General features: G+C 62.8%; 21 protein-coding genes and 1 tRNA gene. 15 read left to right on the top strand and 7 right to left on the bottom strand.

The genetic code is table 11. The annotated features are described in order from the left end of the window. The first annotated feature begins 1 nt into the window (after position 1). The 5 genes from ACZ1JX_RS06185 (at position 2) to ACZ1JX_RS06205 (ending at position 6,290) form a co-directional block, all read left to right on the top strand. On the top strand, positions 2–3,325 hold the full coding sequence (locus ACZ1JX_RS06185) for a hypothetical protein (RefSeq protein ID WP_465125881.1): 3,324 nt from the start codon (positions 2–4) through the stop codon (positions 3,323–3,325). 51 nt (positions 3,326–3,376) lie between these two features. Next, on the top strand, positions 3,377–3,589 hold the full coding sequence (locus tag ACZ1JX_RS06190; RefSeq protein ID WP_465125882.1) for a hypothetical protein: 213 nt from the start codon (positions 3,377–3,379) through the stop codon (positions 3,587–3,589). Next, entirely contained in the window at positions 3,586–4,170 is a 585-nt protein-coding gene (locus ACZ1JX_RS06195) for a lysozyme (RefSeq protein WP_465125883.1), read from the top strand. Before ACZ1JX_RS06190 ends, ACZ1JX_RS06195 begins: the two co-directional genes overlap by 4 nt. A 2-nt stretch (positions 4,171–4,172) precedes the next feature. Beyond that, positions 4,173–4,577 (top strand): hypothetical protein, encoded by a 405-nt coding sequence (locus ACZ1JX_RS06200; protein ID WP_465125884.1) that lies wholly within the window; start codon positions 4,173–4,175, stop codon positions 4,575–4,577. Positions 4,578–5,126: 549 nt separating this feature from the next. Then, complete coding sequence (locus tag ACZ1JX_RS06205; RefSeq protein ID WP_465125885.1) at positions 5,127–6,290, top strand: tyrosine-type recombinase/integrase; 1,164 nt, start codon at positions 5,127–5,129, stop codon at positions 6,288–6,290. Positions 6,291–6,505: 215 nt separating this feature from the next. On the opposite strand, the gene ACZ1JX_RS06210 is transcribed toward ACZ1JX_RS06205, so the two are convergent. From ACZ1JX_RS06210 to ACZ1JX_RS06220, 3 genes are all read right to left on the bottom strand, one after another. Then, a complete protein-coding gene (locus tag ACZ1JX_RS06210; RefSeq protein WP_465125886.1) occupies positions 6,506–7,294 on the bottom strand; it encodes a hypothetical protein in 789 nt (262 codons plus the stop codon). A gap of 19 nt (positions 7,295–7,313) precedes the next feature. After that, entirely contained in the window at positions 7,314–8,582 is a 1,269-nt protein-coding gene (locus tag ACZ1JX_RS06215) for a tyrosine-type recombinase/integrase (protein ID WP_465125887.1), read from the bottom strand. Positions 8,583–8,737: 155 nt separating this feature from the next. Next, a tRNA-Ser gene (locus ACZ1JX_RS06220) sits at positions 8,738–8,827 on the bottom strand. 162 nt (positions 8,828–8,989) lie between these two features. Here ACZ1JX_RS06220 and ACZ1JX_RS06225 point away from each other — a divergent pair. From ACZ1JX_RS06225 to mazG, 10 genes are all read left to right on the top strand, one after another. Beyond that, a complete protein-coding gene (locus ACZ1JX_RS06225) occupies positions 8,990–9,973 on the top strand; it encodes a lytic murein transglycosylase (RefSeq protein ID WP_465125888.1) in 984 nt (327 codons plus the stop codon). Positions 9,974–10,007: 34 nt separating this feature from the next. After that, positions 10,008–10,868: an SPOR domain-containing protein gene (locus ACZ1JX_RS06230; protein WP_465125889.1), complete on the top strand. Its 861-nt coding sequence runs from the start codon at positions 10,008–10,010 to the stop codon at positions 10,866–10,868. A gap of 41 nt (positions 10,869–10,909) precedes the next feature. Then, entirely contained in the window at positions 10,910–12,100 is a 1,191-nt protein-coding gene (locus tag ACZ1JX_RS06235; protein WP_465125890.1) for a D-alanyl-D-alanine carboxypeptidase family protein, read from the top strand. Beyond that, complete coding sequence (gene tmk, locus ACZ1JX_RS06240) at positions 12,097–12,723, top strand: dTMP kinase (RefSeq protein ID WP_465125891.1); 627 nt, start codon at positions 12,097–12,099, stop codon at positions 12,721–12,723. Before ACZ1JX_RS06235 ends, tmk begins: the two co-directional genes overlap by 4 nt. Then, entirely contained in the window at positions 12,720–13,691 is a 972-nt protein-coding gene (locus ACZ1JX_RS06245; protein WP_465125892.1) for a DNA polymerase III subunit delta', read from the top strand. Before tmk ends, ACZ1JX_RS06245 begins: the two co-directional genes overlap by 4 nt. Positions 13,692–13,740: 49 nt before the next feature. After that, positions 13,741–15,306: a methionine--tRNA ligase gene (gene metG, locus ACZ1JX_RS06250; protein WP_465125893.1), complete on the top strand. Its 1,566-nt coding sequence runs from the start codon at positions 13,741–13,743 to the stop codon at positions 15,304–15,306. Continuing rightward, positions 15,306–16,082, top strand: a complete 777-nt coding sequence (locus ACZ1JX_RS06255) for a TatD family hydrolase (protein WP_465126369.1) — start codon at positions 15,306–15,308, stop codon at positions 16,080–16,082. Before metG ends, ACZ1JX_RS06255 begins: the two co-directional genes overlap by 1 nt. Then, positions 16,079–16,846, top strand: a complete 768-nt coding sequence (locus ACZ1JX_RS06260; protein WP_465125894.1) for an MBL fold metallo-hydrolase — start codon at positions 16,079–16,081, stop codon at positions 16,844–16,846. Before ACZ1JX_RS06255 ends, ACZ1JX_RS06260 begins: the two co-directional genes overlap by 4 nt. A 9-nt stretch (positions 16,847–16,855) precedes the next feature. After that, positions 16,856–17,026 (top strand): hypothetical protein, encoded by a 171-nt coding sequence (locus tag ACZ1JX_RS06265; RefSeq protein ID WP_465125895.1) that lies wholly within the window; start codon positions 16,856–16,858, stop codon positions 17,024–17,026. A 97-nt stretch (positions 17,027–17,123) separates the two neighbouring features. Continuing rightward, a complete protein-coding gene (gene mazG / locus ACZ1JX_RS06270) occupies positions 17,124–17,912 on the top strand; it encodes a nucleoside triphosphate pyrophosphohydrolase (RefSeq protein WP_465125896.1) in 789 nt (262 codons plus the stop codon). On the opposite strand, the gene hflX is transcribed toward mazG, so the two are convergent. From hflX to ACZ1JX_RS06290, 4 genes are all read right to left on the bottom strand, one after another. Continuing rightward, positions 17,893–19,245 carry a GTPase HflX gene (gene hflX / locus ACZ1JX_RS06275; RefSeq protein WP_465126370.1) on the bottom strand — a complete coding sequence of 451 codons (1,353 nt, stop codon included), beginning with the start codon at positions 19,243–19,245 and terminating at the stop codon, positions 17,893–17,895. The genes mazG and hflX overlap by 20 nt on opposite strands. Continuing rightward, a complete protein-coding gene (hfq, locus tag ACZ1JX_RS06280) occupies positions 19,242–19,817 on the bottom strand; it encodes an RNA chaperone Hfq (protein ID WP_465125897.1) in 576 nt (191 codons plus the stop codon). The genes hflX and hfq overlap by 4 nt, the downstream gene beginning before the upstream one ends. Positions 19,818–19,996: 179 nt before the next feature. Continuing rightward, positions 19,997–21,382, bottom strand: coding sequence for a nitrogen assimilation response regulator NtrX (gene ntrX / locus ACZ1JX_RS06285; protein WP_465125898.1), 1,386 nt, complete (start codon positions 21,380–21,382; stop codon positions 19,997–19,999). 13 nt (positions 21,383–21,395) lie between these two features. Then, on the bottom strand, positions 21,396–23,624 hold the full coding sequence (locus ACZ1JX_RS06290; RefSeq protein ID WP_465125899.1) for a sensor histidine kinase: 2,229 nt from the start codon (positions 23,622–23,624) through the stop codon (positions 21,396–21,398). Between the last annotated feature and the right edge of the window lie 56 nt (positions 23,625–23,680).

Here is a 23,680-nt window from a genome sequence, read left to right on the forward strand (position 1 = left end):
CATGGTTGCGCTGACTTTCGGCGGATCGCCCATCATCGTTAATGTAGGCGAAAATACCGGCGAGGCCCGCCGCGCAAGATTGGGTGCCGAAGAGGCGGCCACGCGTTCACAAGATTGGGCGGAAGGTACCGAACCGGGCGGTCCGGGCACCAAGAGTTCGAAGGGGTGGCGTGATCAGGCGCAGTCTGAAGCGGCCGCGCAGATCGTGGCAGTCGAAGATGCAGCAGAAGCGCAGGTTTCGATCGTCAACGCTGCTGGCGATGCAAAGATCGCACTAGCCGGAGCCGAAGCAGATCGCGCGTCAGAGCAGCGCACGCTGACGGAAACCGCTGCCATACAGGCGCAGGCTGGCGCACTGGCGGTCAACGTCGTTCCGGCAGTGCTCTCGGCCAGTCCTTCGGCCTTCTTCGGGCAGGAGAGCGCCGACAGGCTCGTAGCAACGCAGGCCAAGCTCAACCTTCCGGCAGGTGCGCTGGCACTGCCGCGCGCGGGCACTGACTGGATTCTCGGCATCACCTGTCGCACTGGTGGACAGCTTCTCTCTTCACAGAGCGAACACCTTCTCTCGCGCGGTTCTCCCAACGCTACCGGGGGTAGTGATCGTGGTCTTTGGCTGACCGAGCGCAGGATTGAGCCGGGCGGCCTAACCTTTGGCTGGCTTCTCAAGCAGGGAAGCGTCGCATGGATGGTCAACACAACCCCCTCGACGCTCGCTGCGGCAAAGGTTGAGCCTGCGAGCGTGTACTTCGTTTTGTTGGCTCAAATTGCCGATAAGCCCTACGTTGGCTATTGTCAGGTGCAGCCGGGTGTGGGCGTGGTCGATGGCTCCGTTCGCCTATTCACGGGCGACAGCAACTACGGCTACAACACGTTCTGGTTCGGCGCGAAGAACGCAACGTCGACATACACCGCTACGCGCACTGGTGGTGTTGTAACCGTCACCCGGGCCAGCGGAGGTTCCGGCCTCACGGTGGGCGGCTCGGTCTATTTCTCATGCGATCAATTCAGTGGCGTGTTCACCGTCGCCACATCGTCAGGCACTTCGTTCACCTTCAACGCTCCCGGCGCGGACGGTGCGCTGACCAACCCAGGTTATACCGCGCCGACTGCGCCGGGCAACTTGTTCAATTGCATCGGGGGGGCTGAAACGGGCACGGACCAGCTGGGATGGGCAGGCGGCGTGGCCGATTTGTTCTTCCGCACAGGCACGGCGGGCATGCCCGGTTCGCTCTCCTCTGCTGCGCTCTCGGGTGGCGCGCTTAACGCCACACTGCTCGCGAACCTCGCCAACGACCGCGTTGCCTATTCCGCGATGCCGGGAGCAGACGCCTACAGCCATAACCTTGGCGACCTCTCCAAGCCCGCAACTGGCGCCAACAGCACCGCTGCGCCGACTGCGGTGGGTATCGTGATGCGCTCGGCCCCAATCACGCAGCCGGAATACCTGCGCCTTGACGCCCGCCCTCACGAGTGGCCGCATGCCACCGTGCTGGGTAAGCGCACCGGCTCGATCAGGCTGACCGGAACCACCAACGTCGCGATCCGCTCGCTCTTCGCCACGATCTATTCCGATCAAGCGATGACGACTGTCGTGAAGGCGCGGCATGTCTGCGGTTATCCCAACGTCTCGGGTAGCTTCTCGGTCGAGACGCAGGAAGTTCCCATTGGCTGCGGATACTGGATCAAGGTCGAGAACGGCGACAATCCCAACCTCGTGGCCATTTCGGGACCGCATGACGTGGGGCCGGTCTACGGCGTAATCTCGCAATCGACATTGGCCGTCCTCTTTGGGGCAGGAACTGGGGCAACCTTGGCACCGGTTGACGCAAGCGTCGGCCAATTCTCGGTGCTCGACGTTTCTGGCGGGCTCTCTGACACCGGTGCGAACTACACCAACCAATCCGCCTTCTGCCGCGCAACCGGGGCGCGTGTTCGTTTTGCGGGTCAGGTAGGTAATGGGATTGTAGGCGCGGCCAATAAGCTGCTCTCGCTGTTCAATGGCGCGCTGGGCGTCAAGGTGCCGCTCGGAGTTGCGAATTTCTGTACCTCAGGACATGCGGTGGATATCTATATCCACGACCGCAAGGTGCGCCGGAATAGCATCGGCGCGTTGGTCGCTGGCGTGGCATCCACCGGGACTTGGAGCCCGGTAGCGTCTCCCAATTTTACAGTCGGCCGCGCCAGGCTGATGCTTGCCGGGAGTGCAAAACTCTACATCAACGATGTTCTTGCCCCCACGACCGATGGTGCCGGGAATTGGGTGGGAACGGGCATATCGGGCACGTTCAACGCTGATACTGGCGCATTCTCTGTTACATCGGCTTACCCCGGCAATGCCGCCATCGAAGCGACAATGTTCTATAACACGCAGGGCGGAACCGAAGTGCGCAAGGGGGCGGACACGACCCTAACTTGCTTCGGGGATGAAACCTCTGGCGCCGTTACGGGCCACGTCCTCGAACGCCTGCGTGCAGCCAAGCGTTTGGGCGGCCTGACGGCACTCGTGTTCTCGTGGGAGAACTACCGTGTCAGTCACCTCGGTGGCTTGGCGGATGCAGACGCTACTGCGCACACGGCATATATGATGAGCCAGTTGCGCGCGCGCTTCGCCTCCGTTCTTGGCGTTGACCTTCCATGGATTGTCATGGGCGACCCTCGAACGACCTCTTACTCTGCCGCTGCGGAACATAAGGCCCGAAAATTCACCCGCGCTTGGGCTATCTCGCAGCCCAACACCTACTACATCCCTGCCGCCCTGACGGCGACCATGGATGCTGCAGTCTCGCCGCACGCTGGCCCGAATGCTGACGGTGGTCAGTATATCGGTGAGGTGATGGCGCATGGCATTGCCAGGGTCGAAGGCCTCGCAGGCGCTGTCGGCGAGGAGGTAATGCCGATCGCGGCGGTGCGCGTGAGTTCCACCACGGTCGACATCTACGTCAGTCGGCCTGTCGCCTTCCCGTCAGCTACGCTCGTCACCGGCGCTGGTGGCAATGTGCAGGGTGTCTACTTTGGCACCACTGCAGCAAACATGCTGCGCATCGATCCCGCTGCCGGGGCCGACAATGCCGAGGCGCTGGGCGGCTACACCCTGAGCATCCCGTCGGCCAACGTGGTGCGGATCACCAAGGCGGGCGGCATCCCATCGGGCTGGTGGAACATCAATCAGGGCGTGGCCTTCCAAGGCTCACTGTCCCTGACAACTCTAGCGACGCAGGCAGCAGCGCTTGACAATACCCTGTTCTACAACAGCGGTGGCTTCACCGCTGCGGCTCGTCCTGGTCTCGGCGTGCAGCCCGCGCCAGATGCTCTTTACGTCGCTTAGTACAACATGCCGGCTTGCCTTGATCCGTCGGCACACGAGAAAGTTCCCAACATGACACACCACGAAGCGGTCAAGACGGCCGGGGATCTTGCTGCATCGGCCGCTTCCACGCTGGTGATCGTCTCGCACTGGTCTGAGATACTGGCGCCCATCATCACTGTGATGGTGGGGATGCTGACATTCGTTTGGTGGGCGGTCCGGCTTTGGGATCGATATCGCTCGGGCCGGGAATATCCTGGGGTCAGCGCAGGTGACAGCCAATGAGTGCGCGCAAGCCGATTTTCGACGCAATCCGCGCCGCGCGCGGCAAGCCGTTCTCGTCGGCCGACGTCGTCCAGGTCGACGATCTGCTTGACCGCCTGGGCGTTGCACGCAGCGACGGCGCGCCTGCCTTCTTGCCCGTGCGGCGCACGAGCGCGGCAGGCGTGGCTATCGTCAAACGGTTCGAGAGTCTGAAGCTGCAGGCTTACCTTTGCCCGGCAGGGAAATGGACGATTGGCTGGGGCCACACCGGGCCCGACGTTCATCCCAACCTGGTCATCACCGAGGCGAAGGCCGAGCAGCTGCTGCGCGACGATCTGAACCGGTTCGAAGTGGCGGTGGCGCAGCTCTGCCCGATCGCCGGGGATGGGCAGTTCTCTGCGCTGGTGAGCTTTGCGTTCAATGTGGGGGGCGAGAACCTACGGAGCTCGACATTGCGCAAGCTGCACAATGCCGGCGACGAGGCGGGCGCGGCGCTGCAATTCGCACGCTGGAACAAGGCGCGCGTCAACGGGCGGCTTCGTGTCCTCGCGGGGCTAACAGCGCGCAGATCGGCCGAAGCCGCGCTCTACCTGAAAGGCTGAACATGGCGAACTTGCCGAGCTGGCCGCCGAAGGACTGGCGGGCCGCGATCGCGCTTGCCTTGTCGGCAGGTGGAGCCGTGGCGCTGACGGTGCTGACCTGGCTGATGGCGGCCATGCTATTGCCGGAACGGGGATGGACGCAGGCCAGCGAGGGCGAGCGGGTCACCACGATCCGCTGGGTGCTGTGGATCTGCGCCTTCTGCATTCTCCTGGTGCTGACAGGTCTCGGCTTCAGCGCCGGGCGCCGCGCGCTCGAGATGAAGGCTGGCGACAAATCGGTGAAGTGGGCCGGGGGCGAGGGTGCCGCCGGAGATCGGGAGACGGGCGATGTTGAAGGGGCTGTTGGGCAAGATCCTACACAAGGTGATCGTGCCGGTGGTGGAGAAGGCCGCGAAGGAAGCCGCTGAGGAGGCGGTGAGCGGCGCGATCGAGAAGCACATCGGGCCCGATGGGAAGATCCTCGCGGACACTATCAACGGAATCGGGAGTGCCAGACGATGAACATATTCGCCTTCACGCAGCCAGGCGGGTCTTACCCGGGCTTCGTTTCGGTCAATCACCTTCCCAACGGTGACGTCGAGATCCATCTTCGCGGCGAACCGACCGTGAGTGAAGGCATTCACGTTTGCGCCCACCCCCGCGATGCAGGGCCGGGGCGCTGCGTTGCCGGCGGGCCAACCTGCAACAACTATTGCAATTTGGCTTCCGAAAAGGGACCGATGCAAGACGCGCCTCTGCGGGCAACGCACGTCACCATGGGGCCGCAGGCCAGTCTGATCATCCCTGCGGCCGAGTGGGCAAGACTGACGCCTGGGGGATAACAGGGGGATAACGGCGGGCTTCAGGCGCAGCCAAAACCCCCACATTCCGGGCCTGAAAATGTAACGCAGCGGATGGTGTATCCGCCGCGATAGCGCTCCTGGCGGTGCTGCAGCCGCAAATCTGACATCGAGGACATGATGCTGAGTGACGCCGATCTGCGGGGCGCACGCCTGCGCGCGCGGCCCTACAAGCTGTGGGACGGGCAGGGCCTGCACCTGCTGATCGTGCCGAACGGACGACGGACATGGCTGTTGCGCTCACGCGCTGGCGGGCGTGAACGTCTGATCACGATCGGGAGCTATCCCGACGTCGGCATCGAGGACGCGCGCCGACGCGCGGACCTCGCCCGGGTTGGCCTGCCGTTCGAAGACGCGTTGCCGAGCAACACCTTCGAGCAATGCGCGCGCGCCTGGCACGAGCTGCACAAGCCGCACTGGTCGACCGCGCACGCCGACGACGTCCTCGCGAGTCTCGAACGCGATGTGTTCCCCGCGATCGGCGCAATGCGTGTGGCGGAGATCTCCGCGCCGGAAGTCCTGGCTGCAATCCGTGCCGTCGAATCTAGGGGGAAGGGGCAGACTGCGCGGCGACTTCGCCAGCGCTGCTCGGCCGTGTTCGGCTATGCGATTTCTGAAGGCTTTCGCCAGGACAATCCCGCGGCCGTTATCGGGCACGCGTTGCTGCCGCCAAGGTTGTCCAAGCCTCACCCGGCACTGACGTCGATCGATGCATGCAAAGCCCTGCTTGATGCATGCGAAGCGGTGCCTGGTGCATGTTCGACCCGGCTGGCGTCACGATTCCTCGCTTTGACTGCGGTGCGCCTCGACGCCGTGAGGGGCATGTGCTGGGATGAGCTCGAGCAGCTGGACGGAATGACCGTTTGGCGCGTGCCGCCGGCGCGCATGAAACTGGCGCGGGCCAAGAAGGAAGAGGCGCGGTTCGCGCACCTGGTGCCGCTGTCGGCCGCGGCGCAGAACGTGCTCGCGCGCGCGGCCGAATCGTCCGGCTCTCGAAATGGACTGGTTTTTCCCGGCAGGGGGAAGAACTCGCCCATTGGCGAGCGGGCGCTTGTTGATCTCTATGTCAACGCCGGGTTTCGCGGCCAGCACGTTCCCCACGGCTGGCGGGCCAGTTTCTCGACCATCATGAACGAGCGCCGCCCGGCGGACCGGTCGGCCATCGACCTCGCACTGGCGCACACGCCGAAGGACAAGGTCGAAGCCGCGTACAACCGGTCGGAGATGCTCGATCGACGTCGAGATCTCCTCGAAGAGTGGGGGCGGTTGCTCTCCCAATAGCGCCCTGAAGAACTGTCGGCTTTGGCAGAGGCAAGGTTGCGGCAAAGTGGCACGGGTTTTGCCCTTCCCCCCTGGGAAGCCCCGGAGCGGCACATGCCGCTCCGATCACCGGTGCCTCCGGCGCTTGGTTTGCGTTCTGACGGGACCTGTCAGGTGGCGCGTGGGGGATCAAACTGCGCGTGAGGACATGTAGATGTCCTCACTCGTCATAAGGATCAGAATGATCCCCCGGTTTCTCTCGTCCCGGCGGATTCGCGCTCCTGCTTTTCGCGCGCGTCGAGGAGCGCCGCGATTCTCGCGAAGGTTTCGCCGGCCAACCGATCGCCGTGCCAGTGCTGGGCTATCAGGTCCGTGGCGGTGAGCTGATCCACCATCGCCTTCCAGTCGGCTTGGCCTTGTTCCCGGCGCCATGCTTCGTCGTCTGGCACCGGTGTGTCGTCGATGAGGCGACGCGCGATCGTCTCCAGTTCGTCCGGAAGCGTCAGCACGTAAGCGTTCGGGATCTGCTCGACCTGCGGGCCTGCTTCGCCCTTGTTCTCCGTCGGTCGGCTGCGCCTGATCCATTGCAGGAAGCCTTGTCGGCGCAATCGCACCATGGCTTCATGAACGGCAGAGTAGCTGTGGCCGACCATGTCGGCGATAGTTCCGATGGCCGGTTCAAGTCGGCCTGTCGCGAAGTCGACCAGTTCGTACAGGGCTTCCAGAACGGCAATGCCGATCGCCCCGATCGCGCCGTTGCGTGCGCCCTTCTTTGCGCCCTGCAGTTCCCGCCTGGTGCGCAGTTCCACCCGCTTGGCCATCTGCAGCGCGACCGCCAAGTAGCGCTTTGCATTGCGCTTCTTGCCTCGGTTCTTGCCGACGCCGATCGGGCGCCAGATCCGGTCTTCGAGCTGCCCTTCGTAGTAGCTGTTCCGCCAGACCGGCTGGCCCGACCGGAAGATCTTTTCCGGCTTCGCGGGGGCAGAGAATTTCCCTCCAAGGATGCTGCCGATCGAGGCCGTCATGCTCGGCCTCCCAACATGATCAGCGGCGAGGAATATCCAGCAACGCCACGGCTGATTCCATGCCTTCCGTGAGCAGGTCCGCCCACTCCTGCGCGATCTGTCGCCGCCGTGGCATGTAGGCTGCCCGATTGTATCGGGCTTCGACCCCATCGGGTTCGTGCGCGAGCATGAGATCGATGATCTGCCGATCGGCTGGCCGATCCATGGCAATCGCGCGCTCGTTCATGATCGTGGAGAAGCTGGCGCGCCAACCATGTGGCACATGGCGACCAGCGTAGACCTGCATCCTGCGATAGGCGACGTTCAGCGCGTTGTCCGTGATCGGCCGGTGTGAATGCCGGGCCGATGGGAAAAGGTACTTGCGGTTCCGCGCATGCGCCGCTGCAGCCTTCACCGTTTCGACTGCCTGCCGCGAAAGCGGAATGATGAACTCGAACTCCTCTCGCTCGGATTTCGCGCGCTCGAGCTTCATCTTGGCGGCCGGGATGCGCCAGATCGGCTCCTTGCCGTCGAGATCCTCGAACTCCCCGATCATCGCCATCTGGACGACGCCAGGGCGAGCGGCTGTCAGCGCGAGAAGGCGCGAGGCAAGCTTCGTCGTAGGATGCCCCGGTTCGGCTTCGAAGGCCCGAAGGAAGGCCTGCGCATCGGCAAGCTTGAGCAAAGCCGGTTGCTTCCCCCTTATCACCGGGCGCAATGCGCCCGTGATCGATGCGGCTGGATCGAACTCCGCCTGATCGGTTGCGATCGCATAGCGAAACACCGCCGAAATGCGCTGCCGCAACCGGTGCGCCGACTCGATCGCACCGCGATCCTGCACCTTGTCCAGAAGAGTTCGCAGCGTCGCTGGTCGAATGTCGGCGATCGGCAATGATCCGATTGCCGGAAAGACTTCCGCCTCGAGACTGGCCAGAACATCGTGCGCGTGGCGTTCCTTCCACTGTGGCTTCTGCAGTTCGTGCCACCTGGTCGCGATAGCCTTGAAGGTCCGCTCGTCCTCGACGCTGCCCGATCGACGAGCAGCCCGGGCCTTGTACTCCTCCCCGGGATCCTTCCCCTGCCTTAAGTCGCCGCGAGCATCGTCCCGCAAATCGCGCGCCTGTTTCAGCGAAATCTCCGGGTAGGGGCCGAATACGATTCGACGTTCCTTTCCGCCGAAGCGATACTTCAGCCGCCAGCTCTTGTACCCGTTCGGGGTGACGTACAGATGCAGGCCGAGCGCGTCGGACAGCTTCAAGGGCTTGTCCCCCGCCTTCGCCGCACGGCATTGTTGGTCGGTCAGTGCCAAGTGCCCCCACCCTCCGGACATGATGCCCCAACGATGCCCCCGAAAGAGTAGGGAACGTCTGGGAACATCTGATTATCGGTGAGTAGGCAAATCCAAGGAATTCCGTGCTTTGTAAAGCAAATTGGGAACACTTAGGAACTCTCGAAAATGTGCCTTGGCGGACAGGGTGGGATTCGAACCCACGGTGAGCTTGCACCCACGGCGGTTTTCAAGACCGCTGCCTTAAACCACTCGGCCACCTGTCCGCGTATCACCAGAGCGCGGTGATCGGCTCGCCGTTAGCGAGTTCTGCATCGGTCGCAAAGGGGATTCCCATCGTTGCCCATCCATGCAACATCGTTTCCATGCAATTTCTTGAACGAATGAGAGGGTTTCGGGCTGCTAGCGTAGCCGCTTTTGCCTTGCTGATGGCGGGACCTGCGGTGGGGCAGGTCGATGCCGAGGAGGCCGGATTTCAGGGGTACCTGCAATTGCTGGCGGCGCGGGCGCGGGCCGAGGGTGTCCGCGAATCGACCATTGCGCAGATGACGCAGGGCCTGACGCTTAACCAGCGGGTGATCCAGCTTGATCGGGCGCAGCCTGGCTCTTCATCCGGCGCAATCCCCTCGTTCGAGCCTTATCGCCGCCAACACGTGGATGCGGCGCGGATTGCACGGGGGCGGCGGACTTATGCGTCCGTAGCCGGGCAGATCGGGGCGATCGAGCAGCGCTATGGGGTGCCGGGGCCGATCATGCTGGCGATATGGGGGCACGAGACCGACTACGGCGGATATACCGGGAGTTTCGATCTGCCGCGCGCTCTGGCCACGCTTGCCTACGAAGGGCGCCGCCGGGAGCTGTTTGCGGACGAATTCGTGGCGGCCATGAAGATGGTCGACCGGGGCGTACCCCGCTCGAAGCTCGTTGGCAGCTGGGCGGGTGCATTCGGCAATCCGCAGTTCCTGCCGTCGGTCTACCTCCGCGTGGCGCAGGACGGCGATGGCGACGGATTTGCCGATATCTGGTCAAGCCGGACCGACACGCTGGCCTCTATCGCCAACTATTTCCGCGATGCGGGCTGGCGACCGGGGCAACCGTGGGGCGTAGCAGTGAGCGTACCTGCTGACCTCGATCGCGCAAGCCTTGGCACGACATTGAAAAGTCCGCGGTGTCCACGCGTGTTTGACAGGCATACCGGATGGAAGACCATGGCCGAGTGGCGCGCACTGGGTATCGTGCCGCAATCGGGATCCTGGCCTGCAGACAATGTCATGGCGAGTTTGCTCGAGCCCGATGGGCGCGGACGAACTGCCTATCTGCTAACCGGAAATTATAGGGTTATCCTCGATTACAACTGCTCGAACTTTTACGCTCTGTCCGTGGGACTTCTTGCAGATGAGATCAGCCGTTAGTCGATCAGTGAGCCGCATCGCGATTGCCGCGACATTGCTCCTTGCGATTCAAGGCCCGGGGGTTGCCCGTGAAGCCCCGCCTGCGCAGGCAACTTCGCGCGGACCAGCGGGGGATTACCCGATGGTGCTGGGCGCGCCGTTCACGGTCGATGGCGTGACCTACACTCCTGTCGATGTGATGAACTATGATTCGGTCGGCTATGCGCAGGTTGGTGAAGGCGACGGGGTGAGTGGCGCGCATCGCACCTTGCCTTTGCCGAGCTATGTCGAAGTGACATCGCTGGAAACGGGCCGGACGATCCTCGTTCGGTTGACGCAGCGCGGGCCGATGACAGGGAGCGATCTTGTGTCGCTTTCTACCGGGGCTTGGGCCCAACTGGGTGCGACGCCAGGCGCGCGGGTGCCTGTGCGTGTACGTCGGGTCAATCCGCCCGAGGCCGAGCGCACGCTGTTGCGCAGTGGCGGGCAGGCTCCGGCGCGGATGGATACGCCGCCGGGATTGCTGGTTGCGCTCAAGCGCAAGCTGGGGATTGCGGTGGTGCCGCCTGCCGTATCGGAAGTTGGGACTCCTGCGCCGGCAAAGGTCGAGCCGAAGCCGCTTGCCAAGGATGAAGCCAAACCTGTTGCCAAACCGGCCGCACCGCCCAAGCCTGCAGAGCCGGTCAAGGCAACCGCTACAGCTTCCAGCAAGGCGCTCTACGTTCAGGTCGGCGCATACTCGACGCGTGCCCGCGCAGAGGCGTCGGCTAAGGTGGTGGGCGGATCGGTTACAGCGTCGGGCAAGTTGTGGCGCGTGCGGGTTGGCCCCCATAAGGACCGTGGACAAGCTGATGCGGCGCTGGCGAAGGTTCGCGCGGGCGGCTATGCCGACGCAAGGGTCGTGACCGCGCCTTGACCTGATGGCGCTGGGCGGCCTGATTTGTCCGGGGACTGTTCTTGCGCCTGAAGTTCGTGACGATTGCAATGGTTGTGGCGCTGGCGGGAATGCCGGTTCAGGCCGCTGCGCCCGAGGCACCTGCACACCAGACGGGGGTGGTCGATCCGCTCGCCAGCATGCCTCGTATCGATGCGCCGATAGCGTTGATGGTCGATGTCGGTTCTGGACGGGTGCTGTTCTCACGCGATCCGCACCGGCGCTTCGTACCTGCTTCGATCACCAAGATCATGACGAGCTATGTGGCATTTGACCTGATCGCCAAGGGCAAGCTGCGGCTCGACCAGCGCATCCCGATACGGCGCGAAACTTTCCGCAAGTGGCGCAATGTCGGCAGCACAATGTTCCTGCCCGCCGAAGCGCAGCCGACGGTGGCTGAGTTGATCGAGGGGATCGTCACCGTATCCGCCAACGACGCCTGCGTGGTGCTGGCAGAGGGGGCAACCGGATCGGTCTCGGCGTTTACCGCGCTGATGAATGGAGCGGCTGCGGATCTGGGCATGCGCGACAGCCACTTCAACACGCCAAACGGGTGGATGGACGAGGGGCAGACCTATGTGACCGCTGCTGATCTCGCCACGTTGAGCGGGGCGTTGATGACGCGCTTCCCCGATCTCTATCGTCGCTTTTATGGCCATTCCCAGATGACCTGGGGCGGGATCACCCAGCCCAACCACAATCCACTCTATGGTCACGTCGAAGGGGCTGACGGAGTGAAGACCGGGTTCACCAACGAGGCCGGATACGGATTTGTCGGTTCGGCCGAGCGCAGGGGACGGCGTCTGGTCATGGTGCTCGGCGGATACGACCGGCCGATAGACCGGACCAACCAGTCGCGCGCCTTCATCGAATGGGGCTTCGCGGCCTGGGACGCCAAGCGACTTTTCGCGAAAGGAACGAGCGTTGGCACTGCGGCGGTGCAGGGCGGGAACGAGCGCACGGTGCCGCTGGTTGCTCCGCGCGAATTGACGGTGACCATGCCGCGTGGCGCGGCTACGAAGTACACGCTTTCCGTGCGCTACAAGGGGCCGCTCAAGGCCCCGATTGCCAAGGGCGAGACGGTGGCGAGCCTGCTGGTCCGCGTGCCGGGCGAGCCTGTGCATGTGCTGCCGCTGGTGGCTGGCGTCGATGTCGGACGCGGTGGCGCCTTCTCTCGCCTTCGCGACGGGGCGCTGGGGCTGGTGGGCCTGTGACCGGGCGGTTCATCGCGCTGGAGGGTGGCGAAGGCGTCGGGAAATCGACGCAAGGCAGGCTTCTGGCCGAAGCACTTCGCTCTCGCGGACTCGATGTCGTGACCACGCGCGAACCTGGCGGAACAGCAGGCGCCGAGGCGATCCGGTCTATGCTGCTCAGCAACGAAGGCGATGGCTGGGGGGCGCGAGCCGAGGCTTTGCTGTTTGCAGCGGCGCGAGCAGATCACGTCGAGAAGCTGATCTGTCCTTCCGTGGCGCGCGGTGCCTGGGTGGTCTGTGACAGGTTCGTTGACAGCAGCCGAGCCTATCAAGGCGGCGGTGGAGGGCTTTCGGACGCGGATGTAATGGACTTGCATCGGATCGGCAGCGAGGGACTGTTGCCCGATCTCACGGTGCTACTTGCGGTGCGTCCGGAAGTTTCGGCGGAGCGGCTTGCCCTGCGCGATGGCGGACAGGCTGACCGGATCGGTGGGCGCGGTGCAGACTATCACGCGAGAGTGGCGGCTGCGTTCAGGGAATTTGCTCAGGCTGAGCCCCATCGTTTTGCCCTGATCGATGCCGAAGGTTCGCCTTCGGAAGTTCATGCGCGCGTGATGTCAGCTCTGGTGGAGCGTTTCCTGTGAGCGATCCGCATCTGATCGGACACGATGCGGCATGGCGCATCTGGCGCTCGGCCATCGCGGGCGCGCGCATGCATCATGGCTGGATTCTTGCCGGACGCGAGGGTTTGGGCAAGGCGGGCTTTGCCCGAAGCGCGGCGGCAGAGCTTGTGGCCGAGCCGGGCGTGCCGCAGCCACCGGTGGAATCGCATCCCGATATCCTCACCCTGTCACCGCTGCCCGCCAATGATGACGAGGCCAAGAAGCGCGACGACGGGAAGCCTTATCTTCTCAAGCGCAACATCTCGGTCGATCAGGTGCGAGATATCCAGCGCAGGCTTACCACGCGCCCGACTCTTGGGCGGCGCCGCGCTGTGATCATCGATTCAGCTGACTTGCTTGAGAAAGGTGCGGTCAACGCTCTGCTAAAGAGCCTTGAGGAACCGCCGGTCGGTACGTTCTTTCTGCTTGTCGTACACGCTTTGGGACGATTGCTGCCGACGGTGCGATCACGGTGCACGGTCGTGCGGTTCCATCCATTGGCCGATGCGGATGTTGCGCGCGCGCTCGATGTGGCAGCACCGGGGTTGGATAGCGAGACGCGTCGGGCGGCGCTGGCAGTCGCAGGTGGATCGCCCGGGGCCGCGCTGGCCTTTGCCGAGCAGGATCTAGGCAAAGCGCAGGCGCTTTATGCGCGTATCATCGAGCATGGCGACCATGACCTGTCGTTGCGCGGTGCGCTGTCGAGCGCGATCGGTGCACGGCCTGACCGTGAACGCCTTGCTGCCGCGATCGAGGCAGCGCGGATGACCGTGGTCGGGGCTTTGCCGAGAGTGGATGATGCTGGCAGGCTGCGTCTGGCCGAAGCCCATGCCCGATTGGTCAGGCTTGCGGGCGAGGCACCGATCTACAACTTCGATCCTGGTATGCTGATGATGGAAATCGGCTCCTTGCTGGCATCGGCTGCGCCGACTAGGGAAGGGGCGCGATAGGCGTCCGGATTCCCAGGGCACCAGACAGTTCGAGAAAGCGACCGGCCCGATGGGCGAACCCTTCTATATTACCACCGCCATTTCCTATCCCAACGGCAAGCCACACATCGGCCATGCTTATGAAGCGATTGCCGCCGACGTGATCGCCCGGTTTCAGCGGGCGATGGGCCGTGACGTGCGGTTTCAGACCGGCACGGATGAGCACGGGCTGAAGATGGCGCAGAAGGCGCGCGAGATGGGCGTGTCGCCGCGCGAGCTTTCGGATGAAATGTCATCGTATTTCATCAAGATGTGCGATGAACTGAACGTGTCGTACGATGTGTTTATCCGCACCACCGAAGAGCGCCATCACGCTTCGACACAGGAGCTTTGGCGGCGGATGGAAGCGAGTGGTGATCTCTATCTCGATCGCTACGAAGGCTGGTACTCGATCCGAGATGAGGCCTTCTACGACGAGAGCGAACTGGTCGTTGGGGAAGGGGCCGAGAAGCTCTCGCCTCAGGGAACGCCGGTTGAATGGACCGTCGAGGAAAGCTGGTTCTTCCGCCTTTCCAGGTACGCCGAGCCGCTGCTGAAGCTCTATAACGAGAACCCCGAGTTCATTCAGCCTGACAGCCGCCGCAACGAGGTGATGCGCTTTGTCGAAGGTGGCCTGCGCGACCTGTCGGTTTCCCGGACCAGCTTCGACTGGGGCGTGAAGGCGCCGGGCAGCGACGGGCACGTGATGTACGTGTGGGTCGATGCCCTGACCAACTACATCACCGGCCTTGGATTTCCCGATGAAAGCGGAGACTTTGCAAGGTATTGGCCTGCGGACCTCCACTTGATCGGCAAGGATATCGTACGGTTCCACACGGTGTATTGGCCAGCATTCCTGATGAGCGCGAAGATCGAACTTCCGCGCCAGGTTTTCGGCCATGGCTTCCTGCTCAACCGCGGACTGAAGGAGTCGAAGTCGCTTGGCAATGTGACCGACCCTCTCGATCTGGCCGAACGCTTCGGTGTGGATCCACTGCGCTACTTCCTGATGCGCGAGGTGGCATTCGGGCAGGATGGTTCATATTCGCCCGAAGCCATCGTCACGCGCTGCAATGCCGAACTGGCGAACAGCTATGGGAATCTGGTCCAACGTACGCTCTCCATGATTTTCAAGAACATGGATGGCGAACTTCAGAAGTTCGAGACTGTCGAGGCCGATGACACCCTGCTGGCGACCGTGTTCGATGCCTGCCGTGAGGAATTGCCGCGCGAGTTTGGTGCGTTGAACTTCTCGGCCGGGATTGACGCGTGGATGCGCGCTGTCTTTGCCTGCAATGCCTATGTCGACGAGCAGGCGCCCTGGGCGCTTCGCAAGACCGATCCCGATCGGATGAAGGCAGTGCTGCTGACGCTGTTCATGGCCATCCGCGATCTGACTATCGCGATCGCGCCGGTCGTGCCGTCTTCGGCGGCCCGAGTGCTGGACCAGATCGGCATTCCGGCGGACGCACGCGGGTTTGCAGCCTTGACCGATGCCGACTGGTATCTGGCTCGGGTGGCAACCGGTGAGCGGCTGACGCAGCCAGTGCCAGCATTCCCCAGGCTTGAACTGCCTGCGGAGGATGCCTCGGCATGATGCTGATCGATTCCCATTGCCATCTCAATTACAAGGGTCTGGTCGAGGATCAGGTGAAGGTTCTTGATCGCGCAAGGGAAAGCGGCGTTCGCGGTTTCCTCAATATCTCGACCCGAGAGCGTGAGTGGGCAGACATTGTCGCCACTGCCGAGCGCGAGACCGATGTCTGGGCGAGCATCGGCATCCATCCGCATGAGGCTGATGCCCACGCCGATCTGGGTGAGAGCGCGCTGCTCGCAGCGGCCGCGCATTCCCGCGTGATCGGCATCGGCGAGACCGGACTGGACTACTATTACGATCACTCCGACCGGCAAGTGCAGCAGGACCTGTTCCGCGTCCACATCCGCGTGGCGCGCGATACTGGCCTGCCGCTGATCGTCCACACCCGCGATGCCGAAGAGGACACAATCCGGATAATCGAAGAGGAAATGGGGAAGGGGTGCTTCCCCGCCTTGATCCACTGCTTCACCGCCTCGGCTCCGTTTGCGACAAGAATGTTGGAACTTGGACTCTCGATTTCACTCTCTGGCATTGTTACATTCAAGAATGCCAAGGACTTGCAGGCGATAGCTGCCAAGCTTCCTGAAGATCGCCTGCTGGTAGAGACTGACGCGCCGTTCCTTGCGCCGGTGCCGCATCGCGGCAAGACGTGTGAACCGGCATATGTGGCCGATACTTGCGCGTTCGTGGCGGGTTTGCGCGGTACGAGCGTTGAATCGCTGGCAGACACGACTGGCGCCAACTTCTTCCGCCTGTTCAGCAAGGCGCGCCTGTGAAGCTGACGATTCTCGGCTCCGGCACGTCGACCGGTGTCCCGCGCATCGGCAACGACTGGGGCGATTGCGACCCCAGCGAGCCCAAGAACCGACGAACAAGGGTGGCGATTGTCGTCGAAGGCGAAGACGGCAGCCGTCTGCTGGTCGATACGCCGACGGATCTGCGCCATCAGTTTCTTGCGTGCAATATCGATCGCGTCGACGGTGTGCTGTGGACGCATGACCATGCCGACCACTGCCACGGCATCGATGACCTGCGTCCGTTGCGCTACGGTCGTGGCGGACCGATCCCGGGATATGCAGCTTCGGAAACAGTGCGGCGGCTGCGCCAGCGCTTCGGCTATGTCTTTGCCGGGCAGCATGGTTATCACACGATCTGCGAACTCGACAATCTGGACCGCGTGCGCATGATCTGCGGCATCGGGATCGCCCATTGCCAGATGCCGCACGGTCCTGCGCAGTCGACAGCATATCGCTTTGATCAAGGCGGAAAAACAATCGGTTATGCGACGGACTTCAGTGAGATCACAGCCGAAATGATCGATCTGTTCTACAAGGTCGATGTCCTGGTGGTGGACTGTCTGCGCCGCCAGCCACATCCGACGCACTCGCACCTGGGCATGGCACTGGAACTGATCGAAGCTACGCGTTCGGGGCGCGGCATCCTGACGCATCTCGACAAGTCCATGGACTACCGGACTCTCTGCGGTGAAACGCCCGATCACGTTGAGCCTGCATATGACGGGATGGAAATCGTGCTTTAGGAGTGCGGCATGACCAACGACGACGTTGTCCGGCTTATTGGCATCGCCATGGCGCTCGTGCTGGTCGTGGCCAACTTGCGAGGGCAGCGCATTGGACTGTCTGACGGTCTGAGAATGGCAGCCTTGTGGGGCTTCTTGATCCTGACGGTGACGCTGGTGTTCTCGGTGCTTGGATGGTGAAGGACCGCAAGCGCGCAGCACGTAATTTACATAATATATATTATCAAATCTATGTGGGCAGTGACTCCAGCATCGACCAAATCCCCCTCACGCTCTCATGGACAAGATGACGAAGGAACACGAAATGTCACCGAATCTCTCTCGCTTGCTCGGCATCATGGCGCGGTTGCGCGATCCTGAGCGCGGCTGCGAATGGGATTGCGCACAGACGTTCGCGACGATTGCGCCTTACACGATCGAGGAAGCCTACGAGGTCGACGATGCCATCGCACGCAACGATATGGCGGCACTGAAGGAAGAACTCGGCGATCTGCTCTTCCAAGTCGTGTTCCACGCGCGCATGGCCGAGGAACTTGGCCTCTTCAGTTTCGACGATGTGGCAGCGGCAATTGCGGACAAGATGGAAGCGCGCCACCCCCACGTGTTTGGCGATGAAGCGGACGAAGGCCAATCGCGCGAGGAGCGATGGGAGACGGCAAAAGCCACAGAGCGCGCGTCCAAGGGTGCACAGAGCGCCATGGACGGTGTCGCTCTGGCGCTGCCAGCCTTGATGCGCGCCGAGAAGATCCAGAAGCGTGCTGTGCGACAGGGCTTCGACTGGCCCGACGTGCGAGGCGCGACCGAGAAGCTAATTGAAGAAATTCGTGAACTTGAAGCTGCTACATCAGAGGCTGAGCGCATCGACGAGGCCGGCGATCTGTTGTTCGCAGCGGTGAACGTCGTGCGCAAGTATGGCGTTGCACCCGAGGACGCACTGCGGAATGCCAACGCCAAATTCGAGCGGCGTTTTCGTGGCATGGAAAAACTTGCCGCCGGACGCTTCGCTGCTCTGTCACTAGACGAGCAGGAAGCGCTTTGGCAGGCGGTCAAGCGGTCAGAGAGGTAAACCGCCCAAGCTCTCGCGGGGTCAGTCGAACCTTGATGCGCATTGCTGGCGTGTCACCGGCGTCGACCTGCGCTTCCTCGATAATGTCGCCATGGGCATGAAGCCATGCGAGGCGTTGGCCATCCGACAGGGGAATTGTAAGTTCAAGCGTCTGAGCGCCGCCCGTCAGAATTTCGCCAAGCTTGTCCAGCAGCGCATCCACGCCCGTTCCGGTAAGCGCAGATAGTGGAACGACCGGGACCTCGGATACCTTGGCCGCGATGAGATCGCGCCGCATGGCCTTCTCTTCGTCCGAGAGCAGGTCCCACTTGTTCCAGGCCTCGATGACAGGAATGAGGGGCCCCCCTTCCCCGTTCACACCGAGGTCCGCAAGGATCTGCTCGACTTCGGCCTTCTGATCAGCCGTCGCCGGATTGGCGACATCGCGAACGTGGACGATCACGTCGGCGGCCGTCACTTCCTCGAGCGTAGCGCGGAAAGCGGCTACGAGTTGGGTCGGCAGTTCGGAGATGAACCCGACCGTGTCGGACAGGATGGCCTTTTCGACGCCCGGAAGACGGATTGCGCGCATCGTCGGGTCGAGCGTGGCGAAGAGCAAGTCTTCGGCCATGACGTCGGCCCCGGTCAGGCGATTGAACAGGGTGGACTTGCCCGCGTTGGTATATCCGACCAGCGCAATCACCGGCCACGGCGCCCGCTGTCGCCGCTCGCGATGAAGGCCTCGTGTGCGGCGGACCTGTTCGAGTTCCTTGCGCAGACGCGCCATGCGCCCGCGGATCTGGCGTCGGTCGGCCTCGATCTGGGTTTCACCGGGGCCACCGAGAAAGCCAAAGCCACCGCGCTGGCGCTCGAGGTGTGTCCATGAGCGGACCAGGCGGCCGGCCTGGTAATCGAGGTGCGCGAGTTCTACCTGCAAGCGGCCTTCAGCCGTTGCGGCACGCTCGCCGAAGATTTCGAGGATCAACCCGGTCCGGTCGATGACCTTGCGCTTGAGCTTGTCCTCAAGGTTGCGCTGCTGGATTGCCGAGAGCGCGCCGTCAACAATGACCAGTTCCGCGTCCGATTGGTTGCAGGCAACGCCGATGCGCTCGACCTGCCCTTCGCCGAACAGCGTCGCAGGCTTGACCGCACGGATTGGAAGAATGAAGGCATCGACCACTTCGATGCCGATTGCGCGCGCCAGCCCCTGCCCTTCTTCGAGCCGGGCTTCGGCGTCGATGCCCAGCCCCCCTCCCCGCTGCTTTATGTCGGGGAGGACGACTACGGCGCGCGCGCCACGGGTGACTTCACCGGCAACTTCGCCGGTGTTGTTGCCAAATTCAAAGGTGCTCAGGAATCCTCGCCATCCCAGTCGCCGGTAAGATCAACGTGACCGGCAGGCTGAATTGTAGAAACGGCATGCTTGTAAGCGAGCTGGACGTAGCCTTCGCGCTCGAGCAGCATGCAGAAGAGATCGTAGGACGCGACCTTGCCCTGAAGCATGACGCCGTTCACGAGGAACATCGTGACCTGGACGCCGGAATCGCGGACGCTGGACAGGAAAACTTCCTGAAGAAGGCGGGCCTTCTTGCCGTTTTCTTCACCACCCGACTGGAAGTGCGCAACCGAAAGCTGCTGTCCGGGCATGATCGTGGAGATCGCGTGCTTGTAGACCAGCTGCGACTGGCCATCGCGGCGCAGCAGGATCGAGAAGTTGTCGAACCACGTGACGATGCCCTGCAGCTTGACGCCCTTCACAAGAAACATCGTGACGGGAATCTTGTTCTTGCGCAGGTGGTTCAGGAAAAGGTCCTGGAGATTCTGCCCTTTTCCGCCCGTGGGGCCGGATACCGGCGCCGGAGTGTCTGCAACTGGGGCAGGTTCGGCCTTGGGCCGAGGGCGGGCGGAAAGCGTCTTGCCGGTCATTTCACGTGACTCCGTTTTATATTGGCTCGACCCGGTAACGGGTCTTCGCGATCTGGCCTTCGTGCAGCAACACTCGGGCCGGGTTCATTGACTAGTTTATGTCCCCGCGCCCCATCCGTAAACATGGGAAAATGCACAGGGTTCCGATTTAATGCGTATTCACAATCCTGAAGTCGGCATCACTCCTCTTCTTCGTCATCCCGTCGCTCTGCCATTCCGAGGAGCTTGAGCTTGCGATGAAGGGCCGAGCGCTCCATCCCGATGAAGCTGGCCGTCTTTGAAATATTGCCCGAAAAGCGCCGTATCTGAACCTTCAGATACTCGCGCTCGAAGTTCTCGCGGGCTTCCCGCAGTGGCACGCCCATCAGCGCTGACCCACCCGTTTCTCCGCCGATCGGTGTGCTCACGATTTCGGAGGGCAGCATGTCGGAGTCGATCCGTGCCAGCCTGTCACGCGGGGCAAGAATCACCGTGCGCTCCACCACGTTGCGCAGCTGGCGCACGTTGCCCGGCCAGTCGTAGCTCTGCAGCGCGGCCATGGCTTCTGGCGAAATCGCGGGTGGCGCTACGCCCTGTTCGTTGGCGTAACGGGTGAAGAAGTGGTCGACCAGAGCCGGAATGTCGTCGCGACGATCGGTCAGAGAGGGGATCGCAACTGGGACGACATTGAGCCGATAATAGAGGTCTTCACGGAAGCGGCGCTCGGCGATTTCCTTCTCTAGCGGGCGGGACGACGACGATACGACGCGTACATCGACCCGCAACTGACGATGACCGCCCACGCGGGCGAAGGATTGCTCGGTCAGCACCCGCAGGATGCGGGCCTGACTGGATGCGGGCATGTCCGAGACTTCGTCCAGGAACAACGTGCCGCCATCTGCCATCTCGAGAAGGCCCGCACGCACGAGCTTGCCGTCCACTTCTTCGCCAAACAGTTCCTGTTCGAAACGCTCTGGCGTGATGCGAGCCGAATTGACCGTGATGAACGGGCTTTGCGCACGCGGGCTCCACGAGTGGAGCAGGCGCGCCGCGACTTCCTTGCCTGATCCTGCGGGCCCGGTGATCAACAGACGACTGCCGGTATTGGCAACGCGCTTGAGCGTGGCGCGAACCTGGTTGATCGCCGAGCTGTTGCCGGTGAACTCCTCCGCCATGGCAAAGCCCTGGCGCAACTGCGCGTTCTCGCGGCGCAGCCGTTCCGTTTCGGTTGCCCGCTCGACCAGCAGCAGCAGGCGTTCTGCCTCGAAAGGCTTCTCGAGGAAGTCCATTGCGCCACGGCTGATCGCCGAGACAGCCGTGTCGATGTTGCCGTGACCGGAGAAGATGATCACGGGCAGTTCCGGCTCGCGCTTCTTGATCTCGTCGAGAACTTCGAGGCCGTCCATCGGGCTGCCGTGTAGCCACACGTCGAGTAGCACGAGGCTTGGGCGCCGCTCGTCGATGGCCGCGAGTGCCGACGTGCTGTCTGCGGCGAGGCGGCAGCCGTAGCCTTCGTCGGAGAGCACGCCTGCGACCAGTTCGCGGATATCGCGTTCGTCGTCTACGATGAGGATGTCGAGTGCCATGGCGGGGGTCCTGTCAGTCCTGTTCGGCGTGAGCGTCTGAAGTTGAAAGCGGATCGCGGGCGAAGCGCATGGTCACGCGGGTGCCGCCGCCCGGTTCGGGCGTGAAGGCCATTTCGCCGCCGTGTTCCTCCACGATCTTGTGGACGATGGCGAGGCCGAGGCCAGTGCCCTTCTCGCGCGTGGTCATGTAAGGCTCGAGGATGCGGTCTCTCTCGGCCGGCAGGCCGATTCCGTTGTCGGTCACACTTACCGTCACCGTCTCGTGATCGCCTGCGAGCGTGACCGCCACCCGGCCGCGATAGTCGACGTCCTCGCTCTTGGCACGGGTTTCGATCGCTTCGACCGCGTTCTTGAGAACGTTCGTCATGACCTGGCCGAACTGGTGCCGATCGCACTGGATCGGCATCGAGGTTGCATCGCACGCGAAGCTGAAATCGATGGAGGTATGAGCCACTTCCTGAAGGAACAGCGACTGGCGGACCAGGTCGCTGGCATCCTCTGCACGAAACACGGGCTTGGGCAGGCGTGCGAACGAGGAGAACTCGTCGACCATCTTTCGCAGATCACCCACTTGCCGGATGATCGTGCTGGTGAGTTCCTCGAACAATTCGGGATCGTTCTCGATCTGGCGGCCATAACGGCGACGCAGTCGTTCCGTCGCGAGCTGGATCGGGGTGAGCGGATTCTTGATCTCGTGGGCGATGCGGCGGGCAACGTCCGACCAGGCCGCGCGGCGCTGGTCGAGCAATTGGCGGGTAATGTCCTCGAACGTGATCACATGGCCGTTGCTGTCCTGCACCACACGGACGGCCAGCGTCCGCAAGTCACCACGGACCGGGTACTGGATGACATTGGTGGGCTGCCCTGATGCAACGAGTTGCGCAAGCACAGGGGAGACCTCGCCCAGGGGGCGGCCGATCGGGCTTGAGGGCCCATCGGCGAGCAGCACACGCTGGGCCGAGGAGTTGATGAGTTGTACGGCGCCATCACGCCCGATGGAGACGATGCCGGCAGTAATCGATTCGAGTACCGCCTCGATGAATGCGCGACGCACTTCGAGCTGCGCATTCGCGGTGACGAGTGCTTGAGTCTGCCCTTCGAGCTGCCGGGTCATACGATTGAACGCGCGGGCAAGGAGGCCGACTTCATCGGTGCCGCTACTTTGCGCCACCCGCATCGCGAAATTGCCACTGCCGATGGTGCGCGCCGCGGACACAAGTTCGGCCAGCGGCGCAACCTGCCGGTCCGCAAAGCGCAACGCGGCCCACACCGCCACACCGACGAGCGCAAGACTGACGCCGAACAAGGCAAGATTGAAGCGCAACTGTAGCGCCCTCGCCCGGGTCGTCAGCATGTCGTAGGCCTTGAGCACGGTTTGCGCGCGTTCCCACTGCTCGAGGGCGAGCGCATTGGATGTCCGCGCGGCGAAGAGGTAGATTCCCCTGTTCTTGTCGATGGGGGTCACCGCCTCGATACGTTCAGCCGATGCGCGCACAACGACAGCCTCGCCTGCATCAAGCCGCTTGAGGTCGGCGAGCGTCACGCGCTGCTGGCGATCGGTCTTTTCCGGATCGACGATCGCAGCGGTGCGCAAAGTTCCGTCAGGCGTGCGTTCCAGAATGGCGGATTCGTTGAGTTGTCGGCTCAGGACCTGGAATGAATAGCCTTCCGCAAACTCGGTGGATGTGATCGGGGCCTGATCCAGGTAGTCGCGGATGTCACCCGCCATGGTGACAGTCTCGTTTCCGACGTCGCGCAGCTTGTCCTCATAATAACCACGCGCGAGCTTGTTGGCGTTTTCCAGCATGCCGCGGGAGTTATCCGAGAACCAGAATTCGACGCCGGACTGAAACAGCAGAGATGCGAAGACCACGACAAGCAGGGTCGGGATCGCGGCAATCAGGGAAAACAGCCAGACCAGACGTACGTGAAGCCGCCCGCTGGAGCCCAGGACGCTCTTGGCAGCGCGCCGGATGGCGAGGCGACGACCGGCCAGAACGAGAAGTGCCATTGCCGGAACCAGCGTGCCGATCAGCAAGCTGGACGTAAGCCGCGACGGAAGGATCTGTCCTTCGGTGCTCGATGCGGTCACCGTCAGCCAACTGACGGCCAGCATTAGAGCGAGAATGGTGGAGGCTGCGACCTCAAGCAGGAAAAACACGTTGGCGCGGCGCAGGCTTACAAGAACGCGCCTGTACCAGCGCGGCATTCGGCGGACCGTGACTCTCTCTTCCTGCGGCATCGTTGCATGGTCACAACACTACTGTTGCAAAAATGCAAGAGGAAACCGACGGGCTA

This window comes from Novosphingobium sp. BL-A-41-Hi4A-0G, assembly GCF_055521735.1.